The organism is Marilutibacter penaei (assembly GCF_014145395.1).
Classification (GTDB): Bacteria; Pseudomonadota; Gammaproteobacteria; order Xanthomonadales; family Xanthomonadaceae; genus Marilutibacter; species Marilutibacter penaei.
Genome location: NZ_JACHTE010000005.1, coordinates 67,075 through 92,087 on the forward strand (window position 1 = coordinate 67,075; position 25,013 = coordinate 92,087).

The 25,013-nt window shown below is 70.7% G+C and carries 24 protein-coding genes and 1 tRNA gene; 7 read left to right on the plus strand and 18 right to left on the minus strand.

Annotated elements, in window-relative coordinates; translation table 11 throughout:
- Position 1 precedes the first annotated feature (1 nt).
- From pth to H4F99_RS07870, 7 genes are all read right to left on the minus strand, one after another.
- Positions 2–583, minus strand: coding sequence for an aminoacyl-tRNA hydrolase (gene pth, locus H4F99_RS07840; RefSeq protein ID WP_182669186.1), 582 nt, complete (start codon positions 581–583; stop codon positions 2–4).
- A 66-nt stretch (positions 584–649) separates the two neighbouring features.
- Positions 650–1,303: a 50S ribosomal protein L25/general stress protein Ctc gene (locus tag H4F99_RS07845; RefSeq protein ID WP_182669187.1), complete on the minus strand. Its 654-nt coding sequence runs from the start codon at positions 1,301–1,303 to the stop codon at positions 650–652.
- Positions 1,304–1,418: 115 nt separating this feature from the next.
- Positions 1,419–2,378 (minus strand): ribose-phosphate diphosphokinase, encoded by a 960-nt coding sequence (locus H4F99_RS07850; protein WP_182669188.1) that lies wholly within the window; start codon positions 2,376–2,378, stop codon positions 1,419–1,421.
- 65 nt (positions 2,379–2,443) lie between these two features.
- Positions 2,444–2,520 (minus strand) — tRNA-Gln (locus H4F99_RS07855).
- Between the two features lie 7 nt (positions 2,521–2,527).
- Complete coding sequence (gene ispE, locus H4F99_RS07860) at positions 2,528–3,481, minus strand: 4-(cytidine 5'-diphospho)-2-C-methyl-D-erythritol kinase (protein WP_182669391.1); 954 nt, start codon at positions 3,479–3,481, stop codon at positions 2,528–2,530.
- Positions 3,474–4,139: a lipoprotein insertase outer membrane protein LolB gene (gene lolB, locus H4F99_RS07865; RefSeq protein WP_182669189.1), complete on the minus strand. Its 666-nt coding sequence runs from the start codon at positions 4,137–4,139 to the stop codon at positions 3,474–3,476. Before lolB ends, ispE begins: the two co-directional genes overlap by 8 nt.
- Entirely contained in the window at positions 4,136–5,932 is a 1,797-nt protein-coding gene (locus H4F99_RS07870) for a tetratricopeptide repeat protein (RefSeq protein ID WP_182669190.1), read from the minus strand. The genes lolB and H4F99_RS07870 overlap by 4 nt, the downstream gene beginning before the upstream one ends.
- Positions 5,933–6,056: 124 nt before the next feature.
- On the opposite strand from H4F99_RS07870, the gene hemA reads away from it, so the two are divergent.
- The 3 genes from hemA to H4F99_RS07885 all read left to right on the plus strand — a co-directional run bounded on the left by hemA (position 6,057) and on the right by H4F99_RS07885 (position 10,266).
- Positions 6,057–7,370, plus strand: coding sequence for a glutamyl-tRNA reductase (gene hemA / locus H4F99_RS07875; protein ID WP_182669191.1), 1,314 nt, complete (start codon positions 6,057–6,059; stop codon positions 7,368–7,370).
- A 54-nt stretch (positions 7,371–7,424) separates the two neighbouring features.
- The gene (gene prfA / locus H4F99_RS07880) at positions 7,425–8,510 is read left to right on the plus strand and encodes a peptide chain release factor 1 (protein WP_182669192.1); all 1,086 of its coding nucleotides are present in this window, start codon (positions 7,425–7,427) and stop codon (positions 8,508–8,510) included.
- 67 nt (positions 8,511–8,577) lie between these two features.
- Entirely contained in the window at positions 8,578–10,266 is a 1,689-nt protein-coding gene (locus H4F99_RS07885; RefSeq protein WP_182669193.1) for an O-linked N-acetylglucosamine transferase, SPINDLY family protein, read from the plus strand.
- On the opposite strand, the gene H4F99_RS07890 is transcribed toward H4F99_RS07885, so the two are convergent.
- The 9 genes from H4F99_RS07890 to H4F99_RS07930 all read right to left on the minus strand — a co-directional run bounded on the left by H4F99_RS07890 (position 10,256) and on the right by H4F99_RS07930 (position 18,430).
- A complete protein-coding gene (locus H4F99_RS07890) occupies positions 10,256–10,924 on the minus strand; it encodes a ChrR family anti-sigma-E factor (protein ID WP_182669194.1) in 669 nt (222 codons plus the stop codon). The two genes, H4F99_RS07885 and H4F99_RS07890, sit on opposite strands and share 11 nt — an antisense overlap.
- Positions 10,921–11,526 carry a sigma-70 family RNA polymerase sigma factor gene (locus tag H4F99_RS07895; RefSeq protein ID WP_425488004.1) on the minus strand — a complete coding sequence of 202 codons (606 nt, stop codon included), beginning with the start codon at positions 11,524–11,526 and terminating at the stop codon, positions 10,921–10,923. Before H4F99_RS07895 ends, H4F99_RS07890 begins: the two co-directional genes overlap by 4 nt.
- A 131-nt stretch (positions 11,527–11,657) precedes the next feature.
- Positions 11,658–12,218, minus strand: a complete 561-nt coding sequence (locus H4F99_RS07900) for a lipocalin family protein (protein ID WP_182669196.1) — start codon at positions 12,216–12,218, stop codon at positions 11,658–11,660.
- On the minus strand, positions 12,215–13,318 hold the full coding sequence (locus H4F99_RS07905) for an SAM-dependent methyltransferase (protein WP_182669197.1): 1,104 nt from the start codon (positions 13,316–13,318) through the stop codon (positions 12,215–12,217). Before H4F99_RS07905 ends, H4F99_RS07900 begins: the two co-directional genes overlap by 4 nt.
- Positions 13,315–14,109 (minus strand): DUF1295 domain-containing protein, encoded by a 795-nt coding sequence (locus H4F99_RS07910; RefSeq protein ID WP_182669198.1) that lies wholly within the window; start codon positions 14,107–14,109, stop codon positions 13,315–13,317. Before H4F99_RS07910 ends, H4F99_RS07905 begins: the two co-directional genes overlap by 4 nt.
- Positions 14,106–15,398: an SAM-dependent methyltransferase gene (locus H4F99_RS07915; RefSeq protein WP_182669199.1), complete on the minus strand. Its 1,293-nt coding sequence runs from the start codon at positions 15,396–15,398 to the stop codon at positions 14,106–14,108. The genes H4F99_RS07910 and H4F99_RS07915 overlap by 4 nt, the downstream gene beginning before the upstream one ends.
- Positions 15,395–16,192 carry a DUF1365 domain-containing protein gene (locus H4F99_RS07920; protein WP_182669200.1) on the minus strand — a complete coding sequence of 266 codons (798 nt, stop codon included), beginning with the start codon at positions 16,190–16,192 and terminating at the stop codon, positions 15,395–15,397. The genes H4F99_RS07915 and H4F99_RS07920 overlap by 4 nt, the downstream gene beginning before the upstream one ends.
- Complete coding sequence (locus H4F99_RS07925) at positions 16,189–17,466, minus strand: NAD(P)/FAD-dependent oxidoreductase (protein ID WP_182669201.1); 1,278 nt, start codon at positions 17,464–17,466, stop codon at positions 16,189–16,191. The genes H4F99_RS07920 and H4F99_RS07925 overlap by 4 nt, the downstream gene beginning before the upstream one ends.
- A 1-nt stretch (position 17,467) precedes the next feature.
- Positions 17,468–18,430, minus strand: coding sequence for an acyl-CoA desaturase (locus tag H4F99_RS07930; protein WP_425488005.1), 963 nt, complete (start codon positions 18,428–18,430; stop codon positions 17,468–17,470).
- A 201-nt stretch (positions 18,431–18,631) separates the two neighbouring features.
- Between H4F99_RS07930 and H4F99_RS07935 the strand changes: the two genes are divergently transcribed.
- Entirely contained in the window at positions 18,632–19,180 is a 549-nt protein-coding gene (locus tag H4F99_RS07935) for a fasciclin domain-containing protein (protein WP_182669202.1), read from the plus strand.
- 168 nt (positions 19,181–19,348) lie between these two features.
- On the opposite strand, the gene H4F99_RS07940 is transcribed toward H4F99_RS07935, so the two are convergent.
- Positions 19,349–20,518 carry a hypothetical protein gene (locus H4F99_RS07940; protein WP_182669203.1) on the minus strand — a complete coding sequence of 390 codons (1,170 nt, stop codon included), beginning with the start codon at positions 20,516–20,518 and terminating at the stop codon, positions 19,349–19,351.
- A gap of 181 nt (positions 20,519–20,699) precedes the next feature.
- Here H4F99_RS07940 and H4F99_RS07945 point away from each other — a divergent pair, with 181 nt between their 5' ends.
- Entirely contained in the window at positions 20,700–21,863 is a 1,164-nt protein-coding gene (locus H4F99_RS07945; RefSeq protein ID WP_182669204.1) for an alpha/beta fold hydrolase, read from the plus strand.
- A 15-nt stretch (positions 21,864–21,878) separates the two neighbouring features.
- Here H4F99_RS07945 and H4F99_RS07950 read toward each other — a convergent pair whose 3' ends face one another.
- Positions 21,879–23,009 carry a metallophosphoesterase gene (locus tag H4F99_RS07950; RefSeq protein ID WP_182669205.1) on the minus strand — a complete coding sequence of 377 codons (1,131 nt, stop codon included), beginning with the start codon at positions 23,007–23,009 and terminating at the stop codon, positions 21,879–21,881.
- A 691-nt stretch (positions 23,010–23,700) separates the two neighbouring features.
- Here H4F99_RS07950 and moaB point away from each other — a divergent pair.
- Complete coding sequence (gene moaB / locus H4F99_RS07955; RefSeq protein ID WP_182669206.1) at positions 23,701–24,219, plus strand: molybdenum cofactor biosynthesis protein B; 519 nt, start codon at positions 23,701–23,703, stop codon at positions 24,217–24,219.
- Between the two features lie 4 nt (positions 24,220–24,223).
- The gene (gene ppk2, locus H4F99_RS07960; protein WP_182669207.1) at positions 24,224–25,003 is read left to right on the plus strand and encodes a polyphosphate kinase 2; all 780 of its coding nucleotides are present in this window, start codon (positions 24,224–24,226) and stop codon (positions 25,001–25,003) included.
- Positions 25,004–25,013: the final 10 nt, after the last annotated feature.

Below are 25,013 nucleotides of genomic sequence, written 5' to 3' on the forward strand. Positions count from 1 at the left end.
CTCAGGGCCGCGGGGTGTGGAGGCGCTTCATCGCCTCGTTGAAGTCGCCGTTGACGGCCAGCGGAAGGACGTCGATGGCGTCGTCGATGGCACGGAGGATCAGGGTTTCGTCGTCGCCTTTCGCGCGGCCCAGCACCCACGGGGTGACCAGGTCCTTGTGACCGGGGTGGCCGATGCCGACGCGCAGGCGATGGAAGCGACCGTGGCCCAGCAGGCGCATGGTGTCGCGCAGGCCGTTCTGGCCGCCGTGGCCGCCGTCGAACTTCAGCCGCGCGGTGCCGGGCGCCAGGTCGAGCTCGTCGTGGGCCAGCAGGGTTTCTTCGGGCTCGATCTTCCAGAACCGCTGGGCGGCGGTGACCGACTTGCCCGACAGGTTCATGAAGGTGGCCGGCTTCAGCAGCCACACCGGCTCGCCGCCGATCATGACCTTGCAGGTCGAACCGAACAGCTTGGCGTCGACATTGAAGCGGCCGCCCAGGCGCTCGGCCAGGGCGTCCACAAACCAGAACCCGGCGTTGTGCCGGGTCCGGGTGTGCTCGGGACCGGGGTTGCCCAGCCCGACGATGAGGCGCAGTCCCGCCATCGATCGGCTTCGCAGCAATCCACGTGCACCGGCCGGCCCGCGGACGGGCCAGCCGGCGGGACGCGATTACTCCTCGTCCTTCTCGACCTTGGTGGCCGGGACGTCGGCCGACGCGTCTTCTTCCGCGCCTTCCTCGACCTCGACGCGGCCCGCACGGGCGACGACCACGGCGACGTCGTGCTCCTTGCCCAGCTTCAGCTCGGGGATCTCGACGCCCTTGGGCAGCTTGATCTCGGAGAGGTGGATGGTCTGGCCCAGCTCAAGCGCGGCCAGGTCGACCTCGATGAACTCCGGCAGGTCCTTCGGCAGGCAGCTGATCTCGACTTCGTTCAGCTCATGGGTGACGACGACGTCCGCGGCCTTGCCGGCCGAGGAGGTGTCCTCGTTGATGAAGTGCAGCGGCACGCGGGTACGCAGCGCCTGGCCGGCGGTCACGCGCTGGAAGTCCAGGTGCATGATCAGCTGGCGGAACGGATGGCGCTGCATGTCACGCAGCAGGACCTTCTCGACCTTGCCATCGATGTCGAGATCGATGATGGACGAATAGAACCACTCGTTCTTCTGCGCCAACCAGGTCGGCTCGTGCTCGAGCTGGATGGACTTCGGCTCGGACTTGCCGCCGTAGACGATGGCCGGGATCACGCCCGCGTGACGGAGGCGGCGGCTCGCACCCTTCCCTTCGTCCTTGCGGCTGACGGCCTTGAGGCTGTGTTCGGACATGGTATTGACTCACTTCTCTTGCGTTGGACCCGCCTCGCGGCGGGGATGACGCTCACCCGCGACCAGGTGAGCGGATTCTGCCGGCGGCCGGGGCCACGCGGCGGATGGGGTGGTGTCAGTCGACGTACAGCGAACTGACGGACTCGCCGAAGGCGATGCGGCGGATGGTCTCGGCCAGCAGTTCGGCGACGCTGAGCTGGCGGATGCGACCGGTGGCGCGCGCGGCCTCGGTCAGCGGGATGGTGTCGGTGACCACGAGCTCGTCGAGCTGCGACTTCGTCACGTTGTCGATCGCCGCGCCCGAGAGCACCGGGTGGGTGCAGTAGGCAACGACCTTGGTCGCGCCCTGCGCCTTCAGCGCATTGGCGGCGGCGCACAACGTGCCGGCGGTGTCGACGATGTCGTCGACCAGCACGCAGGTCTTGCCCTCCACGTCGCCGATGATATTCATCACCGTGGCGACGTTGGCGCGCGGACGGCGCTTGTCGATGATGGCCAGGTCGGCGTCGTCGAGGCGCTTGGCGATCGCGCGGGCGCGGACCACGCCGCCGACGTCCGGGCTGACCACCACCATGTTGTCGGTGCCATGCGCGCGCCAGATATCGGCCAGCAGCAGCGGCGAGGCATACACGTTGTCGACCGGCAGGTCGAAGAAGCCCTGGATCTGGTCGGCATGCAGGTCGACGGTCAGCACGCGGTCGGTACCGACGGCGCTGAACATGCTGGCGGCGACCTTGGCGGTGATCGGCACCCGCGAGGAGCGCGGGCGACGGTCCTGCCGGGCGTAGCCGAAGTACGGCACCACCGCGGTCACGCTGGCCGCCGATGCGCGCTTGAGCGCGTCCACCAGCACCAGCAGCTCGACGAGGTTCTCGGCGCTCGGCGCGCAGGTCGGCTGGATGACGAAGACTTCCTGCCGGCGGACGTTCTCCTCGATCTCCACCTGGACCTCGCCATCGGAGAACCGCCCGACGAGGGCCTTGCCGATGCGGATGCCCAGTTCCTTGCAGACGGCGTCGGCGAGGGGGCGGTTGGCGTTGCCGCTGAACACCAGCAGGTTGCGGTCGGTTTGCACGATCGGACTCCGGCGAGGCGGTGTTCGTGGAAGGGGCGGTGGCACAAATCGCCAACGGGCGGAACTGGCAGGGGCGGTAGGATTCGAACCTACGAATGCCAGGATCAAAACCTGGTGCCTTGGGCCTCTTGGCGACGCCCCTGTGGCGTTCAGTCCGTTGTCGTCACGCGGCCCGTGCGGGCGCCACGCTGCATCTGGTACGTTTCAAGCGCGGCCAGCAGCGGCGAACGCTCGACGCCCGATGCCACCCAGGCCCGCAGGCCGGGAGGCAGGTCCGCCAGCGCGCGTTCGGCGGCCTCGAGCGAATCGAAACCGACGAAGCAGCCGCTGCCCGACCCGGTCAGACGCGGACGACCGATCCGCGACAGCATGGCGAAGGCAGCCTCGACGGCCGCTTCCCGCGCGCGCAGGACGGATTCGAACACGTTGCCGAGCGGAGCGCCCGAAACGAAGTCCGATATTGTCGCGGGCGGGCAATCCCGCGTCAATTCCGGCGCCCGGTACAGCGCGGCCGTCGGCGCATGGACCCCGGGATCGGCGACCACATAGGCCGCCGCCGGCAACGTGAGCGGCGTCAACCGCTCGCCGACACCCTCGGCCCAGGCGTTGCGGCCGTGCACGAACACCGGCACGTCGGCCCCCAACTGCAGGCCGAGCGCAGCCAGGCGCGCAGGCCCCAGCCCGGTGCCCCACATGGCATCGAGGGCCACCAGCACCGTGGCCGCATCGGTGGAGCCGCCGCCGAAACCACCCCCTGCCGGAATGCGCTTTTCGATGGAGATGTCTACACCATGGGAGACGTTGGCGTGTTTTTTAAGGAGATTCGCCGCCTTGACGGTCAGGTCGTCCTCGGCGGCGACACCCGGCACGGACGGTCCATGCCGGACGATCCGTCCATCGTCCCGGAGCCGCAGGCGAACGGTATCGCCCCAGTCCAGCAACTGGAACACCGTTTGCAGCAGGTGGTAGCCATCCTCGCGTCGCCCGGTGACATGCAGGAACAGATTGAGCTTGGCGGGTGCGGGCCAGCCGCAGCCGTCGACGCCGTCCCACCGGGCACCAGAACCTGAATGCCCCGCGACCGGCAGCCCGGGTTCAATCATCGGTCCCACCCGGCTCGCCCATTCCCACCCCGCCCCACGCGTCGACCACCACCCGCACCCGGGCCATGCCGTTGCCTTCGCCCTCGCCACGCTGCGCATCGATCCGGCGGGGCAGTACCGGTTCCGGCCCGGTGGTTTCCGGCCACTCGTAGTCGATGCGCCAGCCGGCCTGGCGCAACCTCGCCAGACGTCCGTCCTCACCGTAAAGCGCCTCGTCCACCGGTCCGGTGGCCCGCACGCCACGCACCCAGTCGGCCAGGGTCGCCACCGGGAGGTACCAGCCAGTGGCCCGGTACAGCAGCTCGGTCGCATCCGGGCCTTCTCGCGGACCGCCTTCGACACCCTCCAGCCGGGCCCCGGCCGGGCCGCCGGACAGCCGCCAGCTACGGCGCGTGACCGGCGCACTGATCTCGGCCACGAAGTCCGGGCCCGCCTGTTGCCACTCCAGCCGGCCGCTGCCCCCTCCGCCCTCGACCGACACCGCCATGCGGCCGGTCATGGACCAGTGATTGACCGCCCGCAGCGCCGCCTCGCGCGCCTGTTGCGCTGCCTCGGCGCTGGCCTGCTCCGCCGGCGGCAGGCTGCGCGGCGCGGGTGCGGTGGCGCAGCCTGCCAACCCCGCGAGCAACAACGCCCCCGCAAATGCCCGCAGCCTCATTCCTGCACGCCCTCGTCCGCATCATCCCCATCCGGCGCGGCGGGTGCGGCGGGCTCCACGGGCAGGCCGAGGCCCTCCAGCGCACGCCTCAACGCCCGGTTGTCGGGGTCGATCACGCGGGCCTGCTCGAACACCTCCAGGGCTTCCTCGCGACGCCCCATCGCCCACAGCACCTCCGCCAGGTGCGACGCGATCTCCGCGTCCTCCTGCAGGGCCAGCGCGCGACGCAACTCCACCAGGGCCTCGCGATGACGGCCCAGGCGATAGAGCACCCATCCGTAGCTGTCGATGATCGCCGCGTTGTCGGGCTGTGCCGCGCGCGCGCGGTTGATCAGCTCGAGCGCTTCCTGGTAACGGTCGGTCCGGTCGGCCAGGGTGTAGCCCAGTGCATTGAGTGCGGCGACGCTCTCCGGCTCGATGACCAGGATGCGGCGGAAATCCGCCTCGGCGCGCACGATGTCGTCGCGGCGCTCCCAGGCCAGCGCGCGTGCATAGAGGATCTCCGGCTCGTCCGGGAACATCGACAGGCCGCGTGCGAATGCCTCCATCTCGGCGCGCGGGTCGTCGTCCTCCTGGTGCAACACCGACTCAAGCAGGAACGCGTCACGCCGCGCGTCGTCCGGCGCGGTCGGGTCGGCCTGCACGTCCGCGAGCGCATCGAACGCGGCGGGCGTGCGACCCAGTTCATGCAGCACGTTGGCGCCGCGCAGCCGTGCCTGCCAGCGCTGCGGTCCGCCGGGCACGCCTTCGTACCACGCCAGCGCTTCGTCGTAGCGCTCCAGGAATTCCGCGATCTGGCCCAGCAGCAGGCGCCGCTGCGGATCGGGGCTCGCGGCATCGCGACCCAGCTCGCGGTAAAGCGCGGTCAGGCCTTCGGTGTCCTCGTCGCGGGCGAGCAGCGAAGCCCGCAGCGCATAGGTCTGGTCGTCCTGCGGCCCCTGCGCGAGCGTCTGCTCGGCCAGGTCGAGATCCCCCAGGCGGTCGTACTCGTGGGCGACGCTCTGGCGCATGGACGGATCGGTCAGTGCGCGCGGCTCGATCGCCCCCAGCGCCTCGCGCGCCTCGTCCTCGCGGCCGGCCTCGCGCAACTGTCCGGCACGGAGCAGGGCGACCCTCGGCTCACCCGGGAAATGCTCGATCACCTTGTCGACGATGTCGTCCACGAGGTCGGGGGCGTCCAGCCGCAGCGCCAGGCCGCCAAACGCCATCCACGCCTCCAGTTGCGCGGGGATGCGGTCGCGGCGCACCAGGTAACGCAGCACATCGACCGACTGCCCCGGGTCATGTCCGCCGGTCGCCAGCACGCCGAAGGCCTGGCGCCAGCCGCCCGGTTCGGGCATGCCGATGAGTGCCTCCAGCTGCCGCCGCGCGCGCCGGTCGTGCCCCTGCCTCAGCGAAAGGGCCGCCTCCGCGGCCAGCATGTCCTCCTCGGCGCCGCCCAGAGCGCCCCAGAGCGCCAGGGAGGCTTCCGTACGGGCATCGTCCTGGGTCAGCAGGCCGATCCGGGTCGCACGTTCGGCCAGCCCGGCATCGCCGGTTTCACGCGCGGCACGCAGGTAGGCGTCCGCGGCCTCGTCGAGCCGCCCCGCCTGCAGGGCGAACTCGCCTTCCATGAGCGGCTCCAGTGCCCGCAGCACCGGATCGTCGCTGTCCGCTGCCGGCACGGTGGCCGCGGCTTCGCGAGGCGCATCGAAAGCCATCGCCGGGACGGTCTGGAACGCGAACGCACAGGCGGCCGCCACGGGAAGAAGGCGCGCAAGCGCCGGTCGATAGATCGAATCCATGAATGGCATCGGCAACGTGATGAAGCCCGGAACCGCCCGGACCGTTAGAATGTGCCCGATTCGGCAGCCAGCAGCTTAGCGCAAGCAACTGAACGGGAACGCGGCCTGCACGCGTCCCGGCGGAAACCCGGCAGTGAACCTCTACGTCCTCGGCATCAATCACCAGACCGCACCCGTCGCCCTGCGCGAACGGGTGGCGTTTGCCGGTGACCAGGTCCCCGCGGCGCTCGCCACGGTGCGTGGCCTGCCCGGCATCCATGAGGCCGCGCTGCTGTCCACCTGCAACCGGACCGAACTCTATGCCGTCTCCGAGCAGGGCGATCAGGTGCTGGCGGACTGGCTGGCGACCCATCCGCGCGAAGCGGGCGACCTCCACGCCTACCTCTACCGCCATGCCGATGCCGCCGCGGTGCGCCACCTGTTCCGGGTCTCCACGGGGCTCGACTCGCTGGTCCTCGGCGAGCCCCAGATCCTCGGCCAGGTGAAGGACGCCTGGGCCATGGCGCGCGGCGCCGGCAGCCTCGGAGGGCAGCTCGACCGGCTGTTCCAGCAGGCCTTCGCCACCGCCAAGCGGGCGCGCACGCACACGCGGATCGGCGCCAATCCGGTGTCGGTCGCGTCGGCGGCGGTGCGCCTGGCGCAGGAATCCTTCGCGCGCCTCGAAGACTCGACGGTGCTGCTGCTCGGGGCGGGCGAGACGATCGAACTGGCCGCACGCCACCTGTCCCAGGCCCGGGTGAAGCGCCTGCTGGTCGCCAACCGCACGCTCGCCCACGCCCAGGACCTGGCGAGCCGCCACGGGGGCGTGGCCCTGCCCCTGTCCGACCTCGACAAGCACCTGGCCGAAGCCGACATCGTGCTCTCGGCCACCGCCGCGCAACTGCCGATCCTGCACAAGGCGCAGGTCGAGGCCGCGCTGGTGCGCCGCAGGCACCGGCCCATGCTGCTGCTCGACCTTGCCGTGCCGCGCGACATCGCCCCCGATGTCGCCGAACTGCGCGACGTGTACCTCTACACCGTCGACGACCTCGAACGCACCATCGAGGACAACCGTCGCGGACGGCGCGAGGCCGCCGACGAAGCCGAGGCGATCATCGACCTGCAGGTCGCGCGTTTCGTGGAAACGCTGGCCGCCAGCCAGCGCACCGAACCGCTCAAGCGCCTTCGCGCGCATGGAGAGGCGGCCCGGGCCGACGTGCTGGCCCGCGCGCGACAGCAGCTCGCGGCCGGCGGCAACCCGGAGGAGGTGCTGGATTTCCTCGCCCACACTCTCACCAACCGCTTGCTGCATGCGCCCACGGTGGCCCTGCGCGAGGCCGCGCTGAGCGGCAGTGCCGAGTTGGGCCATGCGGTCGACCGGCTGTTCCCGGCCGCCCCCGGCGGCGCACCGGACGCCACGGGCACGGACGACGGGACGACCGCACCGGTGATGCCGGACCGGCGTTAGCGACGCCCGCCGCGTCGTCCCCACCCGCGTCCCCATTCGACCGAAGCCCCCTCCATGCTGGATTCCCTGCGCCACAAACTGCTCGCACTGGTCGAGCGCCGCGAAGAACTCGAGCGCCTGCTGGCCGATCCCGACGTGATCGGCGACGCCAAACGCTTCCGCTCGCTCTCGCGCGAATTCGCCCAGCTCGAACCGCTGGCCACGGCCCTCGCCGGCGAGCGGCGTGCGCGCGAGGACCTGGCGACCGCCGAGTCGATGCGTGCCGATCCGGAGCTGCGGGACCTCGCCGAAGAAGAGATCACCGATGCGCGCGCGCGGCTCGAACTGCTGGAAGGCGAGCTGCTCGGCCACCTCGTTCCCCGGGACCCGCGCGACGACGGCGACCTCTACCTGGAAGTGCGCGCCGGCACCGGCGGCGACGAGGCGGCGATCTTCGCCGGCGACCTGTTCCGGATGTATGCACGCTATGCCGAACGACAGGGCTGGCGGGTCGAGGTCGAGTCCGCCAATCCCGGTGAGCACGGTGGCTTCAAGGAAGTCATCGCCCGCGTCGAGGGCCAGGGCGCGTACTCGAAGCTGAAGTTCGAGTCCGGCACCCACCGCGTGCAGCGCGTGCCGGAGACCGAATCGCAGGGCCGCATCCACACTTCCGCCGCCACGGTGGCCATCATCCCGGTGGAACCCGAGGGCGAGCCGATCGTGCTCAACCCGGCCGACCTCAAGGTCGACACCTTCCGCTCCAGCGGCGCGGGCGGCCAGCACGTCAACAAGACGGACTCCGCGATCCGCATCACCCACGTCCCCAGTGGCGTGGTCGTCGAGAGCCAGACCGAACGCAGCCAGCACGCCAACCGGGACAAGGCGATGAAGCGCCTGCAGGCGATGCTGGCCGAGGCGCAGGCCGCGCAGGCCGCGGCGGCGCAGGCCGAGACACGCAAACTGCAGGTCGGCAGCGGCGACCGCAGCCAGCGCATCCGCACCTACAACTTCCCGCAGGGGCGGATCACCGACCACCGGGTCGACGGACTGACGCTGTACGACCTGCCCAACGTGATCGAAGGCGGGCTCGACGCCCTGGTCGAACGCCTGCAGGCCGAACACCAGGCGGACGAACTCGCGCGCATGACCGAAGGGGCGTGACCGGGCCCGGTTGTCGCCTGCTCACGCATCCGGCACCCTGCCCGCCTGTCTCGTGAGCCCAAGCGCCATGCACGCCGACCCCCGACTCGCCGCGCGCGACGCCGTGCGCCGCCAGCCCGGCCACCCGATGGCCTGGATCCTGCTGGGCGACGCCGAGCTCGAGGCCGGCGATGCCCGCGCCGGCGAAGCCGCCTGCCGTCGCGCACTCGCGCTGGCGCCAGGGCATCCCGAGGCGCTCGCGCGGCTGGGCCGGGCCTTGTCGATGCAGGGCCGGCACGCCGAGGCGGCCGGGAGCTTGCGCGCCGCCGCCGACGCGGCGCCCGGCCACCCCGGCATCCAGGTCTGGCTCGCCCACGTGCTGGAGGATGTCGGTGAAGCAGAAGCCGCCGCCGAGGCCTACGCGCGCGCCCATGCGCTGGCGCCCGACGAGCCGCAGCTCGCCGCCTACCTGCTGGCCTGGCGACGCAAGCTCTGCGACTGGCGCGACCTCGACCGCCTGTCCGCGCAGGTCCGCGACGCGGTGCGCCGGGGTCGCGCGGCCGTCGAGCCCTTCGCCTTCCTGAGCGAGGACGCCAGCGCGGCCGAGCAGTTGCAATGCGCGCGCTTGCGTGCCGCACCACTGGCCCGGCACGTGCCGCCCCTGCCCTCACCGACGGCACGGTCGCCGGGTCCGCTACGCGTCGGCTTCCTGTCGAACGGCTTCGGCGCGCACCCGACCGGGCTGCTCACCGTCGCCCTGTTCGAGGCCCTGCGCGCACACGACCTCGACCTCCACCTGTTCGCGCTCAACCCGGACGACGGCAGCCCGATCCGCCAGCGGCTCGCCGCCGCCACGACCCTGCATGACGCCAGTGCGAGGCCGCACCGCGCGGTGGCCGAAGCGATCCGCGCGGCCGGCATCGACGTGCTGTTCGACCTGCGCGGCTGGGGCGGCGGTGGCGCCCCCGAAGTGCTGGCGATGCGCCCCGCGCCGGTGCAGGTGAACTGGCTGGCCTACCCCGGCACCAGTGGCGCGCCCTGGATCGACTGCATGCTTGCCGACGGCTACGTGCTGCCCGCCGGGCTCGAACCGCACTTCAGCGAGCGCGTGGTCCGCCTGCCGCGCGCATTCCAGCCCTCGGACACCCGCCGCGAAGTGCCGCCCGCGCCCACCCGGGCCGAGTGCGGCCTGCCGGACGAGGGCGCGGTCTATTGTTGTTTCAACAACAGCTACAAGCTCAACCCGCGCAGCGTTGACCGCGCGCTTGCCGTACTGAGCGAGGTGCCCGGCAGCGTGCTGTGGCTGCTGTCCGGGCCCGGACGTGCGGACGAGCGCCTGCGCGATCACGCGGCGTCGTGCGGTATCGAACCCGACCGCCTCGTCTTCATGGCCAAGCAACCGCACGCCGACTACCTGGCGCGCCTGCAGCTCGCCGACCTGTTCCTCGATACCCACCCCTACAACGCGCACACGACCGCGTCCGATGCGCTGTGGGTCGGTTGCCCGGTGCTGACCTGCCCCGGCGACACCTTCGCGTCGCGCGTCGCCGGCAGCCTCAACCATCACCTGGGGCTGGACGCGATGAATGTCGCGGACGACGACACCTTCATCGCCGAGGCCGTCCGGCTTGGGCGCGACCCCGCAGCGCTGGCGGCGCTGCGTACCGAGGTCGCGCGCCTTCGCGATGAGGGGACGCTGTTCGACATGGACGGCTTTGCACGGGATTTCGCCGACGCGATCCGCCGGATGGCCGTGCCCGACCCGACTACAGCTTGAACAGCGGCTGCAACGTCCGCGCGATCCAGCCCGAGAAGCGCAGCGGTGCATCGGTGGCCGCCACGCAGATGCAGGGGACACCGGGCGCCGTGACCGGCTGGTGTTCGACGTCGCCATCCAGGTCGGCGACGTCGCCGGGCGCGAAATGGCCCAGCGCGTCGTCATAGGCCCCCTGCAGGATCATCGTCAGCTCGTTGCCGCCGTGCGTGTGCATGGGGACGCTGCGTCCGGGTGCGGTCCGCAGCAGCATCAGGTGGCCGTCGTCGACCCCCTGCGCGCGCACATGGTGGACGCCCGGGCCGATCATCCGCCAGCGCAGGCCGCTGAAGCGCTCACCGAAGTACGGACGCAGGGACCGCGGGATCAGGTCGGGGTCCGTCCGCGCCGGAGCCGCTGCGGCCGGGCGCGCGGCATGCGCGACCGGTGCGCCTTCGGCGTGCAGGCGTTCCAGCAGGGCCTGTCGCGCCCCATCGGCCAGGGGTGCTCCTTCCTGCTGCGCCACCAGCGCGCCGCCAACACGCTCCGCTCGTTCGAGCTCCTGCCTGCACGCAGCGCACACTGCGAGGTGCGCTTCGACCACGGCGGAGAACGCGAGCGGCATCGCACCGGCGGCATGGCCGAGCAGGGTCGATGCGTCGAGATGATGATGGGGCTTCATGGCGCCTCCCCCAGGCTTGCCTTGAGTTTCATGAACGCGCGACGCAATGTCGATTTGACCGATCCGAGCGGCATGTCGAGCTCGGCGGCGATCTCGCTGTGGCTCTTCGCCTCCAGGTAGGACATGCGGATCAGCCGCGCCTGGACGCCCGGCAGCGCGCCGATGGCGCGGTCAAGGCCGACATGGTCGGTGAAGGCGTCGGGCGATACCGCGCCTTCGTCCTCGGCATGCAGGGCCATCCAGTCATCGCCATCGTCGACGGCGGTCCAGTGGCCACCGCGCCGGCGTCCGTCGATGTACAGGTTGCGGGTGATGCGGAACAGCCAGGTGGTGACGCTTGCGCGGGCCGGGTCGAACGTGCCGGCGCGGCGCCAGGCCCGCAGCATGGCTTCCTGCACGAGATCATCGGCCTCGACGGCGCTGACGCCCAGGCCCAGCAGGTAGCGCTTCAGCCGGGGCGCGAAGTGGTCGTGGATCTGCATGAATGCATCGGTATCGCCATGGTCGGCAACCCGGGCGATCAATGCGCTCCACTGGAGCGCGTCCGAAGCATCGGTGCTCTGGCGGCTGGACACGCGCGGCGAGGCCCGCAAGGGCGTCACTTTCCTCGTAGCCGAATCGATCGCCATCTTACCTGTACGCCATCTGCCGTGATCCACCGCGGACGCGGTGACCTGTGACGGGTCTTACGTTCGATCGCCCCGATCGGATGCACTCGCCCGTCCCGGTCGAGTCACGGCACGGGCGTGGTCCCGGACTCGGGCCAGCGCTGCGGCACGCGGCGCAATGTCGACGGGTCGTATCCCATCTCGACGACCTTCCGAAGCAGGGCTGCATACCGGTCCTCCGGCAGCGTCGGCGTGCGCGCCATGATCCAAGCGTAGTCGCGCTTGCTGCGGGCGATGATCGTCTCGGAATGGTCCGGCGACAGGTAGGCGATGACGTACTCCGCCTTGATGGGCCAGACGAACTGCATCCCCCAGACCGCGTTGCCCGTGCCGGGCTCGACGAAGCCGGTTGGTGTCAGGGTTTCGACCGTCGCATTGAAGCCGCCCTGCCGGAAGCGATAGACCGTGTCGATGTGGCCTTCGGGGGACAGCGTGTAGCTTTCCACCGCGTTGAACGCCTCGCGATCCATCGGCGTGGGCGTCGATGCGATCACATACCAGTCCCCCATGAACCGCTCGAGGTCGACCCGGGGCACCGGCTCGATCGGCGGCTGGCTGGCGCAGCCGGCGACCAGGCCCAGCACGGCGGTCGTCCAGGCCAGGCGTCTCGTCCTCCAGCGGCTCATGCGACACCCCGCGTCGAAGGCCGTGCGAAGCGGTAGTGGGCGACCAGCCACTGCTGGCCGCCGTCGTAGCCGAACAGCTCAGCGCAGGCCATCCAGAACATGCGCCAGCGCTGGAACCACAGGCGCGCCTGTGCTTCGCCCCCGTAGGCGCCCTCGAGGATGGGCATGAGCGGCTCCCGGGACGCGTCCTGGTTGCGCAGCCAGGCCTCCGCGGTGCGCTGGTAATGCCGGCCGTCGACCAGCCAGCGCTGCTCCAGGTCGAGATCGCGCTGGTGGTGCAGCAGCGTGTCCACCGCCGGCATCAGGCCGCCGGTGAAGAAATGGCGACCCATCCAGTTCCCGCGCCCTTCGGTCTCGAACGGATAGGCGGCCCAGCGGTGGGCGAAAATATGGACGAACAGCAATCCACCCGGACGCAGCCAGCCCGAGATCCGCGACATGAGCCGCGCATGGTTGCGGACATGCTCGAACATCTCGACGGACACGCAGCGATCGAAGGTGCCGGCGGGCAGCTCCAGTGCATTGACGTCGCGGGTCAGCACGGTGACGTTGGCGAGTCCCCGTTCCCGGCACGCCTGCTCGATCCAGAGGCGCTGCGATGCCGAGTTCGAAACGGCAGTGATCCGTGCCTGTGGGTAGCGTTCGGCCATCCACAGGGTCAGCGATCCCCAGCCGCAGCCGAGCTCCAGGATCGATTGCCCGTCGGCCAGCGCCGCACGCTCGGCATACAGCGCGAGCATCGCGTCCTCGGCGTCGGCCAGCGTGCTGTCGGGCTTCTCGAACAGGCAGGCGGAGTACTTGAGGCGCGGCCCCAGGCAGTGCCGGAAGAACGCGGCGGGCACCTCGTAGTGCTGCGCATTGGCGGCATCCGCGTGGATGGCCAGCGGGGCGCCCGCCAGCGCCGTCATCAAGGCCTGCTGGCGACGTGCCTGGGCTTCGACCCCGCCCGCCTCGCAGGCCGCGAGCCGCGCCGCGCAGAGCCGGCGGATGCCCTGCCGCAGCACGGCGTCCGGCACCCAGCCGCGCTCGGCCAGGCCGACCAGGCCCGGTGCCGCGCCGTCGCCCCGCAGGCGTGCGGGTGTTGCCACGTGGGTGTTCATGCGATGTCCTCCTGTCGGCGCTCCTGGGGAAACCACGGGAACAGCATCGGGGTGCGTGCCCGGTACGCACGGTAGGCGTCGCCGCGCGTCCGCTCGGCCTGGGCTTCGGTGAAGGGAATGCCGCTGAGGTAGCGCAGGAACAGGTACATCAGCACCGGCCCCAGCCACGCGAGTGCCATCCAGGGTGAGCCGATGGCCAGGCAGACGTAGGCCCACCACTGCAGCCATTCGAAGAAGTAGTTCGGGTGCCGCGAATAGCGCCACGGGCCCACGTCGCAGACCTTGCCCGCATTGGCGCGGTCCGCGCGGAACGCCGCCAGCTGCCGGTCGGCAACGGCTTCCCCGACGAGGCCCGCCGCCCACACCAGTACGCCCGCCACCAGCCACGGCACCGACACGACCGGGTTGGCGGCGACGGCGAGAAAGGGCAACGCGAACAGCACGACCAGCAGCGCCTGCGCCTGGAAGAACAACAGGAACGCCCAGCCGCGGTCCCGCAAGTAGTGGCGGAGATGGCGATAGCGGCCGTCCTCGTCCTCACTCCGCACCCTCGCCCACAGGTGCAGGGCCAAACGCAGCGACCAGACGCCGGCAAGGATCGCCAGCAGCAGGCGTGGCCGCGGATCGCCCGACCCGACCCACGCAAGCCAGATGCCCGCGAAGCCCATCCCCGCCGCCCACAGCACGTCGACGATGCCGGCATTGCGGTGGCGCCGCTCCCAGGCCCACCCAGCGAACATCACCGCGGACATCACGCACCCGATCGTGCCCAGGGCCCAGAGCGGGGTCATGCGTCGTCTCCCGCATCGCGATCCACCCACCGCATGCCCCTCGGTCGTGCCCCCGGTCGGGCGAACAGCAACTGCGACACGCCAATCGAGCGCTCGCGGAACCCGCCTTCGCAATACGCCAGGTAGAACAGCCACATGCGCAGGAAACGCTCGTCGCGGCCATGCGTGAGGGCGTCCGCGCGCCGCTCCAGCAGGCTGTGGCGCCAGGCCTCCAGCGTCCGCGCATAAGACAGGCCGAAGTCCTCCAGGTCGACCAGCGCGAGGTCGCTGGTGCGGCGCTTGGCCACCAGCATGGCCTCGACCGAGGGAATGAAACTGCCCGGGAACACATGGCGCTTGATGAAGTCCACCGACGCCAGCGCCTGTTCGTAGCGATGGTCCTCGATGGTGATGGCCTGCACCAGCGCCAGGCCGTCGTCCGCCAGCAGGCGTTCCAGCGCCGCGAAATAGACCGGCAGCTGCGCGGCGCCGATGGCCTCGATCATCTCGATCGAGACCAGCCGGTCGTAGCGCCCTTCCAGGTCGCGGTAGTCGCGGCACAGCACGCGCACGCGGTCCTTGAGGCCCGCTGCGGCCACGCGCTCGCAGGCCAGCGCGTATTGCGCCTGCGAGATCGTCGTCGTGGTGACATGGCAGCCGAAGTGCCGCGCGGCATGCAGGGCGAAGCCGCCCCAGCCCGTGCCGATCTCGACCACGTTCATGCCGGGCCCGAGCCCCAGCTTGCGGCAGATCGCGTCGAGCTTGCGCGCCGACGCCTGTTCCAGCGTGTCGGCCCCGTCCCGCCACATCGCCGACGAATACATCATGTCGGGCGACAAAAACAGTTCGAAGAAGTCGTTGCCGAGGTCGTAATGCGCGGCGATGTTACGGCGCGCGCCGCGCCGGTCGTTGGGGCGGAGCGCATGGAGCGCCCGCATCGCCATGCCGCCCAGGCGTGCCGCCCCGCCTTCCATGCCGTCGAGCAGCGCGCGGTTGCGGACCAGCAGGCGCACCAGACCGACCAGGTCGTCGCTGTCCCAGTGGCCATCGCCAAAGGCTTCGCCCGCGCCGACGCTGCCATTGAGTGCCAGCGCACGGTAGAAGCGCAGGTCATGGACGCGGACATGCACGGTCGTGGCACCCGGAGCGTCCTGGCCGACTACCGTGCGCCCCATCGGATCCTCGATGCACAGGCACCCGTGCCGTAGCCGTGCCATGTGGTCGAGCAGGCGTTGCCGGAGCCACCGGTCCAGTGGCCCTGCCCCGGCAACCGGCCGATCTTCGCGACGGGCATCGATGCTCTGGTTCATCCTCGTTCCTCTCCTGCCGTTCCGAAGCCGCGCACGCCTGCATCCGGGTGGGTGTGAACGGGCACGCCCTTCAACCAGAGACGGAGGGCCTGCCAGTGGATCGCCCCGAAAACCTGCGCGGTCATCAGCGGGTACCGCCACAGCAGCCGTGCCAGCTGGCGGCCGTCCAGCGGGCGGCGACGCAGCCACAAGGTGGCGTCGAACTCGGAGTTCTCGCCCTGCCAGGCCTTCATGTGCACGTGCAGGTCCTCCCCGGGCGTCGTGAAACGCCAGTCGTAATGGCGCTCCATGCCCATGAAGGGCGAGACATGGAAGGTCTTGTCGAACTGCCAGGCCCACGAGCGTCCGCGGCGCTCCGCTCCTTCAAGGGGCAGGACATACGCATGACGCTCCTTCCAGGGCGTGTTGGTGATGTCGGCCACGATCGCCTGCAGCGCACCCGCGGGACCGCCATGGCAGTAGTAGAAGGTCACCGGATTGAAGACATAGCCGGCATAGCGCGGATGGCAGAGCATGCGGATCGGGCCATCCGGACGCAGGCCGCAGGCCTCTTCGACCCGGGCCATGACCGCTTCGCGCAGACCCAGGTGCCCCGGGCCCAGATAGTCTTCGCGCCGCCACTCGGCGAGGTTGCGGCCCTTCGAGGACCACAGCAGCCGCTTGCGGAACAGGCCCTCGATCTCGTCCAGGTCGAGGAACAGCTGTGCCAGCGGGAAGGTGAATTCGTGCCGTCGCGGCAGGTGCCGGCGGTGGGTGACGTGGCCTTCGTAGATCGCGCTGGACGTCGCACTCATGCCGCCACCTCCTGTCGCACCGCGACCGCGCCCCGCAGGCTGGCTTCAAGCGCGCCTGCCGCTTCCACGCCGCTGCGCATGCCGTCCTCGTGGAAGCCCCAGCCCCAGTAGGCGCCGGCATAGAAGGTGCCGCGGATGCCCTGGATCTCCGCCCGCCTCGCCGCCGCGGCCACCGACGTGCGGGTGAACACCGGATGCGCGTAGCGGCGCACGCGCAACACACGCGACGGGTCGACCGCCGCGCTGCGATTGAGTGTCACCACGACGGGCGTCTGCACCGGCAGGCCCTGCAGCAGGTTCATGCAGTAGCTGACCGTGCACGGCGCCCCGGGGTCGACCGGCACGTGGGCGTTCCATGCCGCCCAGGCCTTGCGGTCTCGCGGGAGCAGGCGACCGTCGGTGTGGAGCACGGCCTCGTTCGGCTGGTAGCGGATCGCGCCGAGCAGCTCGCGTTCGATCGGCTCGGGGACGTCCAGCATCGCGAGCGCCTGGTCGGCGTGGCAGGCCATCACGACCCGGTCGAAGGACTCCGCGCCCCGTGCGTGGCGCAGGTGGATCCCCGCGGCATCGCGCAGCACCCGCTGCACCGGGCAGGCCAGCCGGACATCGACGCGCCACCGGGCCTGCAAGCGATCGACATAGCGCGACGAGCCGCCGGCGACGACGCGCCACGGCGACCGCCCGGCCACCTGCAGCATCTGGTGGTGCGCCATGAACGCGACCAGCGATTTCGCCGGGAAGTCGAGGATCCGGCGCGCCGGCGACGACCACAACGCCGACGCCATCGGCACCAGGTGGTCGTCGCGAAAGGCGGCACCGTATCGGCCCTGCGTGAGGTACTCGCCCAGGGTCGGGCCATCCCCGGCCACGTCGAGCAGTGCCGGGGCTTCGCGATAGAAGCGCAGCAGGTCGCGCAGCATCCCCAGGAAGCGCGGGGACACCAGGTTGCGCCGTTGGCAGAACAGGCCATCGAGGGTCGACGCGTTGTACTCCAGCCCGTCCTCGCGCTGCACCGAGAAACCCATCGTGGTGGGCGCGGTCGCCACGCCAAGCGTGTCGAACAGCGCGGTCAGCAGCGGGTAGTGGTCGCGGTTGTGGACGATGAAGCCGGTATCGACGTCCAGCTCGACGCCGTCCACCTCGACCGCATGGGTGTCGGTATGCCCGCCGAGCCGGTCCTCGGCCTCGAACAACACGACGTCGTGGTCGCGCCACAGCGACCATGCGGCCGCCAGGCCCGAGATGCCGCCGCCGATGACCGCGATCCGCGCCATCTCAGCGCACCGCCCGGGCCATGACCCACTGCGGCACCGGACGCAGGTCCCAGACCAGGCCCAGCCGCTCCAGCAGCAACAGCCCGTACCAGGTCAGGTCGATTTCGAACCAGCGGAAGCCCTGGCGCGCCGACCCCGGGTAGAAGTGGTGGTTGTTGTGCCAGCCCTCGCCAAAGGTCAGCAGCGCCAGCCAGGCGTTGTTCCGGCTGTCGTCGCGGGTCTCGAACCGGCGCCGGCCGTAGCGGTGCGCGAGCGAGTTGATGGTCACCGTGGCGTGGAAGAGCACGACGGTGGACACGAAGAAGCCCCACACCAGCATCTGCGGGCCACTGGTGCCCAGGCCCGGCGCCCAGCGCTCCAGCGCGGCCCCGAGCAGGTACAGGAGCGCGGCCAATGCAACCGGCACCGCTGTGTCGAACCGGTCCAGCCAGCGCAGTTCCGGATAACGCGCCAGATCGCGGACCCGCCGGCAATCCGTCGCGAAGGCCTCTTCGGTCAGGAACCAGCCCATGTGGCTCCACAGCAGCCCGCGGGGGCCGGGCGCATGCGGGTCGAGGTCGGTATCCGCATGGCAGTGGTGCCGCCGGTGGTGCGACGCCCACCACATCGGGCCGCGCTGCACGCAGGCCGCCCCCAGCACCGCGAACACGCCCTGGGTCCAGCGCCCGGTGCGGAAGGCCTTGTGCGAGAAGTAGCGGTGATAGAAGCCGGTCAAGGCGAACATCCGCACCGCGTACAGCAGCACCGCGACGGCGACCGCGACCGGCGACACACCCACCCAGACGACGCCGAGGCAGCCCAGGTGCAGCGCGACGAAGGGCGTGGCGCGAAGCCAGTCGATCCGGCCCTCCGAAGCGGCATCGCGCGACGCGACGGGCGCGCCCGTATCGAACCACGCCCTCAGTCGTTGGGTGCGCACGCCACGGGCATGGGGGCGTGCTTCGGTGTGCATGGGGTCGGGCATGCGCTCGTGTCGGCTCGCGGGATTCACTGCATGCATACGCACGCGGACGGGGTTTGGATGCGGGCGTGCCGCGGGCCACGACCGCAGCGCCCTGGTCAACGCGGCGTGATGAATCCGAAGCGCAAGCCGCCGCGTAGAGGGACTTCGACCGCGCCATGCGGTCACCCCTTTCCGATGCGCCCCCTCACCAAGGAGCCCGACATGAACCGCAATGCCCTCGCAATCGCGCTTTCGCTCGTCCTCGCCGCACCGCTGGCGGCGTCCCTCCCGCATGCTGCCGTCGCCGGCAGCAAGGCCGCCATGAGCACCGGCGACGTCGTCGACGGTGCGATGGCCTCCGCCGACCACGAAACACTGGTCGCCGCGGTCAAGGCCGCGGGCCTGGTCGACACCCTCAAGGGCCGCGGCCCCTTCACCGTCTTCGCACCGACCGATGCCGCGTTCGAAGCCCTGCCGGCCGGCACGGTCGACACGCTCCTGCAACCGCAGAACAAGGCCAAGCTCGGCAGCGTGCTCACCTACCACGTCGTGCCGGGCAAGGTCGATGCGACCACGCTGGCCGGCCAGATCCAGGCCGGGAATGGCAGTGCCCGCCTGACCACGGTCGAAGGCGAGGCGCTGGTCGCCCGTCTGGATGGCAGCACGGTCACCCTGACCGACGCGCAGGGCAACACCGCCCGCGTCACCGCCGCCGACGTGATGCAGAGCAACGGCGTGATCCACGTCATCGACACGGTCTTGATGCCCTGACTCCCACTCCTTGGGTCAGGCATCCCGGGGGCGCCTGCCGGCGCCCCCGGACTTTCGCGCCGGGACGCTTCGCAACGTCACTCCCTCGGTCCGCCCTGCGCGGGCGAAGCGTCCCGGCCTCTCCCCGACGCGACGAAAGGACGCCCGGTCGAAGGCAAACGTAACGTTTCAGGCCAGCGTCGACACGATCCGCTTGAGCAGTTCCAGGATCGGAATTTCGATGAACACCAGCGGCAGCAGCGGCAGCACCGCCACGCCCGCCATCCGCAGCAGGTGGCTGCGCGACAGCGGCACCGCGGACATACCGCTCGCGGTCTGGTGCACGGCACCGTAGTCCGCCATGCCCGAGGCATCGTCGTCGTCCAGCAAGGTCGTGTCCCCGACCGGCGACAGCGTCCGCCAGCGGCGGTCGAAGGTGCGTGCCGAACGCTGGGCGAGCTGGTCGTAGGCGCGCATCGCCGCGCGGCGCGCCCGCACCATCGCCGGCCACAGCAGCATCAGCGGCGCCAGCAGCACCAGGGTCGCGATGACCACGTAGCCGCCCAGCAGGTAGCGCAGTTCGAGCAGCGAGGCGTCGAGGTGGAGCATCAGGTTCATCGCCTCGCCGCAGAGGACGATGCCGCCGACCAGCGCGACCACCGCGAAGCAGCGCGACTGGGTGTCGCCCAGGAACCCCAGCCCGCCCGCGCCATCGGGATGCGCCGGCCGCAGTACCAGGTCGAGCCGCGACAGCCGCCACAGCAGCACGCTCCACAGCACGAAGCGCCACAGCCAGATCAGCGCGATGAAGCGGAACAGCGGCACCGACACATGGTCGAACCAGAACAGCGCCCAGGTCGGGTCGCCGTCGAGGAAGCGCCAGCTCGATGCGGTGTCGAGCGCGGCGTTCGAACGCGACAGCAGCAGCGAGGGCGAGAACGCCAGCACCAGGCAGACGATCTCCGGCAGCATCGAATCGCGGGCGCGGCGCATGGCGCCCAGCGCCTGCTGCAAGCGCCCGCGCTGGCCGCGCCGAACGATGTCCAGGCTGATGAGCTGGCGGATGTCGCGACGGGCCACCGCGTCGGCTCGCGGCGCGAACACCACCAGCAGCGGCACCGCCAGCAGGAAGCGCCCGAGCACCCCGTAGTCGCCCAGCAGGTTCATCTCGACCCGGTCGCCGACCAGGGTCCCGTTGAGCGCGCTGGCCACGACCAGCGGCACCAGCGCCAGCGCCACCACCAGCAGCGCGATGCCCAGGCTGACCGCGCGGCGCCCATGGGCCAGGCCCAGGCCGTCCAGCACGCGATAGACCAGCCCACCGCGCATCATCGAATAGCGCCGATGCCCCTCGTTCATGCGTGACGTCGCCCCTGCCGGAACCCGGATCCAGCTTGCCGTGGCCCCGCATCGAAACGACGCCCGTCACGCATTGACGGGGATCGCGCATTCACGGACCGTGAAGGGCCGCACGACGTGATCCATCCGCCCCTGACCATCCGCAGTCGGCCGATGCCGGCCGGCGGCCTAGAATCGCCGTATGAAGACGCCCCTGTTCAGCCTCGCCCTCGCGGTGGCCTCGCTTGCCGCCCTCGTCCACCCCACCCCCGCCGCCGCCCAGGCCTGTCCCGATGTCGCACCCTACGCGCCGGCGCGCGAGGTGATCGCCGATCTGACCCGGATCGTCGCGCCCAACGGCCTGCAGGAGGCGTATGCGACGGAGATCGGTGGCATCCCGCAGTACCTCAACATCCGCGGCCAGGACCGGGACAACCCGGTGATCCTGTTCGTGCACGGCGGTCCGGCCTCGCCGCTGACGCCCAGCCTGTGGCAGTTCCAGCGCCCGCTGGAGGAGTACTTCACGATGGTCACCTGGGACCAGCGTGGTGCCGGGCGGACCTTCAACCTCTCGGATCCCGACGCAATCGCCGACACCATCCGCATCCCGCGCTATGTCGACGACGCGATCGAGGTCGCCGAGCATGTCCGTGCACGCCTCGGCAAGCGCAAGCTGATCCTGATGGGGCACAGCTGGGGCACCCTGGTGGGCATGGCGGCGGCGCTGGAGCGGCCGGACCTGTTCCATGCGTATGTCGGCATCGGCCAGGTGATCGACGTGCAGGAGAACGAGCGCATCAGCTTCGACTACGCGCTGGAACAGGCCCGGGAACACGACAACGCCGAGGCGGTGCAGGCGCTGGAGGCGATCGCGCCCTACCCCGGCGACACCCCGCTGACCCGCGAGCGCATCGTCACCGCGCGGATCTGGGCGCAGCACTACGGCGGCATGAGCGCGTTCCGCGACGAGACCAATCTGTATTTCTACCGCGCCGGCCGGCTGTCGCCCGAGTACGACGCCGAAGACGTCTGCGCGATCAACCGCGGCAACGTGTTCACCCTCGGCCGCGTACTCGACGCCTTCCTCGCGACCGACTACAGCAACGTCACCCGCTTCCCGATCCCGGTGGTGATGTTCATGGGCCGGCATGACTTCACCACGCCCTCGGCTCCGACCGCCGCCTGGCTCGACGCCGTCGAGGCTCCGTACAAGCGCGGCGTGTGGTTCGAACGCTCCGCGCACATGGTGCCGTGGGAGGAACCCGGCAAGACCCTGGTCAGCCTGCTGGAGACCGTCCGCCCGCTCGCGCTCGGTGCCGAAGCCCGCACCGGGGCCGACAGCAGCGAGGGCACGCCCGCGCCCTGACCGCCGCGTGCGCGGCTACTCCACCTCCATCAGCGGCACCCGCTGGCCGTCCAGCAGGCCGCGGCTCATCACCCCATCCTCGACGAACAGCAGCTCGCCGTTCTCGCCGTTCTTGATGCTGCTGTCGACGGCGACCACGGTGCCGCCGTGGTGGCCTTCGACGTGCTCGCGCGAGGTGTGGCCGACGACGATGTGGCGCACGCCCAGCCGCGCGGCCAGCGCGTCGACCGCGGCGGTGTCCAGGCCGTCATCGAGGAAGTACCCGCGGTACCAGATCGGACTGGCGCTGCCGTCGTACAGCGGTGCGTAGCGCGGGTCCTCACGGGTCGCCTCGCGCGGCAGGCCCAGCGATTCGCGGTAACGGTCGTTGGCCGTTTCGTTGTCGATGCCCAGCGCGAGGAACTCTGGCGACAGGCCGCCATGCACGAACAGCAGGTCGTTGATCCGCGCGATCACCGGCCGGCTGCGCAGCCAGTCGCCCAGCACCGTGTCGGGGCCGTACAGGTCGGCATAGGCGATGCCCAGCGTGTTGGTGGTCGTGAAGTAGCGGTCGTTGACGTAGCGCAGGTCGCGGTAGAGCACCATCGTCTCGTGGTTGCCGAGCAGCAGGTGCAGGCCCCCGCCGGCCGCGCGTGCCTGGCCTTCGAGCCGGTACAGCGTCCACAGGATCTCGTTGATCGCCGGGCCACGGTCGAAGACATCACCGACGAGGACCAGGTGGCCGTCGCCCCAGGCCCAGTCGCCGCGGTCGTCCAGCACGCCGTTGGCGGTCAGCAGCCGCTGCATCAGCGCGTACTGGCCGTGCACGTCGGACAGCGCGACGATCCGCCGCACGTCGCGCAGGTCGACCCGGCTGCGCGCCTCGACGGGGGCGCGGATCTCGACGGCCGCATCGACGCCGCAGCGCGCCGGAACCGTCGCCGGCCAGCGCCGCACCCGCAGGTGCTCGACCACCGGCTCGCCCTCGCAGACCCAGCGTGCGGTCAGCCCGCCGGCGTCGCGGAAGACATAGGGGCCGTCGTCGATGCCCTCGGCGGCGAAGCCGGGGCCAATGGCGAGGGTGAGTGCAAGAGCGAGGGCCACCGCGAGCCGTCGCGTGAACGCGGACAGCGCGCGCGGCGCACGGGTCAAGCGAGGGAGGGCCATCGGCGACACCGGTTCGGAGAGGTCGAAGCGCCGGAGCCTAGCATTGGCAGGCGTGCGGCCGGCGTCCGGGCGGTCCCCCGTGGGGTTCGCGGGCGAGTGTGAACGTATTCGCGGGCGAGCCGAATGTGCTTCGCGAGTTCGGCAACACGCCTCGCGAGCGAGCCATCCACGACGCGCGGTCGAGTGCCCGGCAACTCGCGCGCGGAGCCCACCGGTGTCGTGCGCGAGCCACGCTGGCTCGTGCGCGAGTGGAATCGCCATCGCGCACGAACCCGAATCCCTCGCCCGCGAGCCAGCCGCTGCCCGCGAGCGACACACATGGGACTCGCGAACGAAGCTCGACGCTTCGTGCGCGATACCGGCCGGTCCCACCCGCGAAGCATGGGCGGTCATTCGCGAGCCGTGGGTGGCGCGGGCGCGAGGCAGGTGGGCCTCGCGAGCGAGCCGGCGCACATCAAGTCGAACGTTACCCCCTCCGCCAGGGCAGCGGAGGCAGGCCTGATGGGGACGCCCCGGTGTAACCCGATGGACTTCGAGGCGAATGTCCCCCGTCCGCCTGCGGCGGGCCGGTGCCGGGGGACATTCACCCCCCGGGACACCCGATGCCCGCTCCAGCGCCCCGCCCCCCGTTCCAGTGCCCCGCGCTCCCGCACCCACACGATCGCCCGACCCGATGCGCTAGGCTCGTCCCATGACCGCCGCCCACGACTTCAAGCCCCTGGCCCTCTGCGTGCTGACCGTCTCCGACAGCCGCACGCCCGACACCGACACCTCTGGCGACTACCTTGCCGGTGCCCTCGTCGACGCCGGCCACGCCCTGGCCGGCCGCGCCCTGCTGCCCGACGACAAGTACCGGCTGCGTGCGCAGGTCTCGCAGTGGATCGCCGACGACGGCGTCGAGGGCATCATCGTCACCGGCGGCACCGGGTTTACCGGCCGTGACTCCACGCCGGAGGCCCTGCTGCCCCTGCTCGACAAGGTCATGGACGGCTTCGGCGAACTGTTCCGCGCGATCAGCTTCGAGGAGATCGGCACCTCGACGCTGCAGTCGCGCGCCTTCGCCGGACTCGCCAACGGTACCTTCCTGTTCGCCCTGCCCGGCTCGACCTCGGCCTGCCGCACCGGCTGGGAGAAGATCATCCGCGCCCAGCTCGACGCGCGTACGAAACCCTGCAACCTCGCCAACCTGCGGCCGCGGCTCAAGGAGTGACGCGATGAAGCGCAAGGCCTACGAAGCGGCGCTGGAACCCCTGCAGGTCGAACTCGGGGCGATGGCCCGCTGGCTGGCCCACACCGGCACCCGCGTGCTGGTGCTGCTGGAAGGCCGCGACACCGCCGGCAAGGGCGGCGCGATCGGCGCAATCGCCGACCACCTCAACCCGCGCCAGTGCCGCGTGGTCGCGCTGCCCAAGCCCAGCGAGCGCGAGGCGAGCGAGTGGTACTTCCAGCGCTACGTGCCGCACCTGCCGGCCGGCGGCGAGCTCGTGCTGTTCGACCGCAGCTGGTACAACCGCGCCGGCGTCGAGCAGGTCATGGGCTTCGCCACGGGCACGCAGGTCGAGGCCTTCCTGGCGCAGGCGCCGGTGTTCGAGAAGCTGCTGGTCGACGACGGCATCCTGCTGTTCAAGTACTGGCTGTGCTGCGACCAGGAGAAGCAGGAGGAACGCTTCGCCGAACGGCTCGAAGACCCGCTCAAGCGCTGGAAGCTGTCGCCGATCGACCTCAAGGCCCGCCGCCACTACGACGACTACACCCGCGCCCGCGAGGCGATGCTCGAGGCCACCCACACCGCGCACGCGCCCTGGACGCTGGTCGACTTCAACGACCAGAAGCGCGGCCGCCTGACGCTGATCCGCGACCTGCTCGACCGCCTGCCGGACACCCGGGTCGAACCCGCGCAGATCGACTACCCCGCGCTCAAGGGCGCGCCGGGCACCGAGCGCTACGGCGTGCTTGCGCCGCTCCCAGCCTGGCCGGACGGCGACGCCACGTAACCTTCGGCCG

Excerpts from the sequence above, each read along its gene's own strand:
- H4F99_RS07940 (WP_182669203.1), bottom strand. The coding sequence starts at position 20,518 with ATGAACGAGGGGCATCGGCGCTATTCGATGATGCGCGGTGGGCTGGTC.
- H4F99_RS07915 (WP_182669199.1), bottom strand. The coding sequence starts at position 15,398 with ATGAACCAGAGCATCGATGCCCGTCGCGAAGATCGGCCGGTTGCCGGG.
- H4F99_RS07930 (WP_425488005.1), bottom strand. The coding sequence starts at position 18,430 with ATGCCCGACCCCATGCACACCGAAGCACGCCCCCATGCCCGTGGCGTG.
- H4F99_RS07885 (WP_182669193.1), top strand. The coding sequence starts at position 8,578 with ATGCACGCCGACCCCCGACTCGCCGCGCGCGACGCCGTGCGCCGCCAG.
- H4F99_RS07945 (WP_182669204.1), top strand. The coding sequence starts at position 20,700 with ATGAAGACGCCCCTGTTCAGCCTCGCCCTCGCGGTGGCCTCGCTTGCC.
- H4F99_RS07905 (WP_182669197.1), bottom strand. The coding sequence starts at position 13,318 with ATGAACACCCACGTGGCAACACCCGCACGCCTGCGGGGCGACGGCGCG.
- lolB (WP_182669189.1), bottom strand. The coding sequence starts at position 4,139 with ATGAGGCTGCGGGCATTTGCGGGGGCGTTGTTGCTCGCGGGGTTGGCA.
- H4F99_RS07935 (WP_182669202.1), top strand. The coding sequence starts at position 18,632 with ATGAACCGCAATGCCCTCGCAATCGCGCTTTCGCTCGTCCTCGCCGCA.
- moaB (WP_182669206.1), top strand. The coding sequence starts at position 23,701 with ATGACCGCCGCCCACGACTTCAAGCCCCTGGCCCTCTGCGTGCTGACC.
- pth (WP_182669186.1), bottom strand. The coding sequence starts at position 583 with ATGGCGGGACTGCGCCTCATCGTCGGGCTGGGCAACCCCGGTCCCGAG.
- H4F99_RS07845 (WP_182669187.1), bottom strand. The coding sequence starts at position 1,303 with ATGTCCGAACACAGCCTCAAGGCCGTCAGCCGCAAGGACGAAGGGAAG.
- H4F99_RS07950 (WP_182669205.1), bottom strand. The coding sequence starts at position 23,009 with ATGGCCCTCCCTCGCTTGACCCGTGCGCCGCGCGCGCTGTCCGCGTTC.
- H4F99_RS07900 (WP_182669196.1), bottom strand. The coding sequence starts at position 12,218 with ATGAGCCGCTGGAGGACGAGACGCCTGGCCTGGACGACCGCCGTGCTG.
- H4F99_RS07925 (WP_182669201.1), bottom strand. The coding sequence starts at position 17,466 with ATGGCGCGGATCGCGGTCATCGGCGGCGGCATCTCGGGCCTGGCGGCC.
- ppk2 (WP_182669207.1), top strand. The coding sequence starts at position 24,224 with ATGAAGCGCAAGGCCTACGAAGCGGCGCTGGAACCCCTGCAGGTCGAA.
- ispE (WP_182669391.1), bottom strand. The coding sequence starts at position 3,481 with ATGATTGAACCCGGGCTGCCGGTCGCGGGGCATTCAGGTTCTGGTGCC.
- H4F99_RS07890 (WP_182669194.1), bottom strand. The coding sequence starts at position 10,924 with ATGAAGCCCCATCATCATCTCGACGCATCGACCCTGCTCGGCCATGCC.
- prfA (WP_182669192.1), top strand. The coding sequence starts at position 7,425 with ATGCTGGATTCCCTGCGCCACAAACTGCTCGCACTGGTCGAGCGCCGC.
- H4F99_RS07870 (WP_182669190.1), bottom strand. The coding sequence starts at position 5,932 with ATGCCATTCATGGATTCGATCTATCGACCGGCGCTTGCGCGCCTTCTT.
- H4F99_RS07920 (WP_182669200.1), bottom strand. The coding sequence starts at position 16,192 with ATGAGTGCGACGTCCAGCGCGATCTACGAAGGCCACGTCACCCACCGC.
- H4F99_RS07910 (WP_182669198.1), bottom strand. The coding sequence starts at position 14,109 with ATGACCCCGCTCTGGGCCCTGGGCACGATCGGGTGCGTGATGTCCGCG.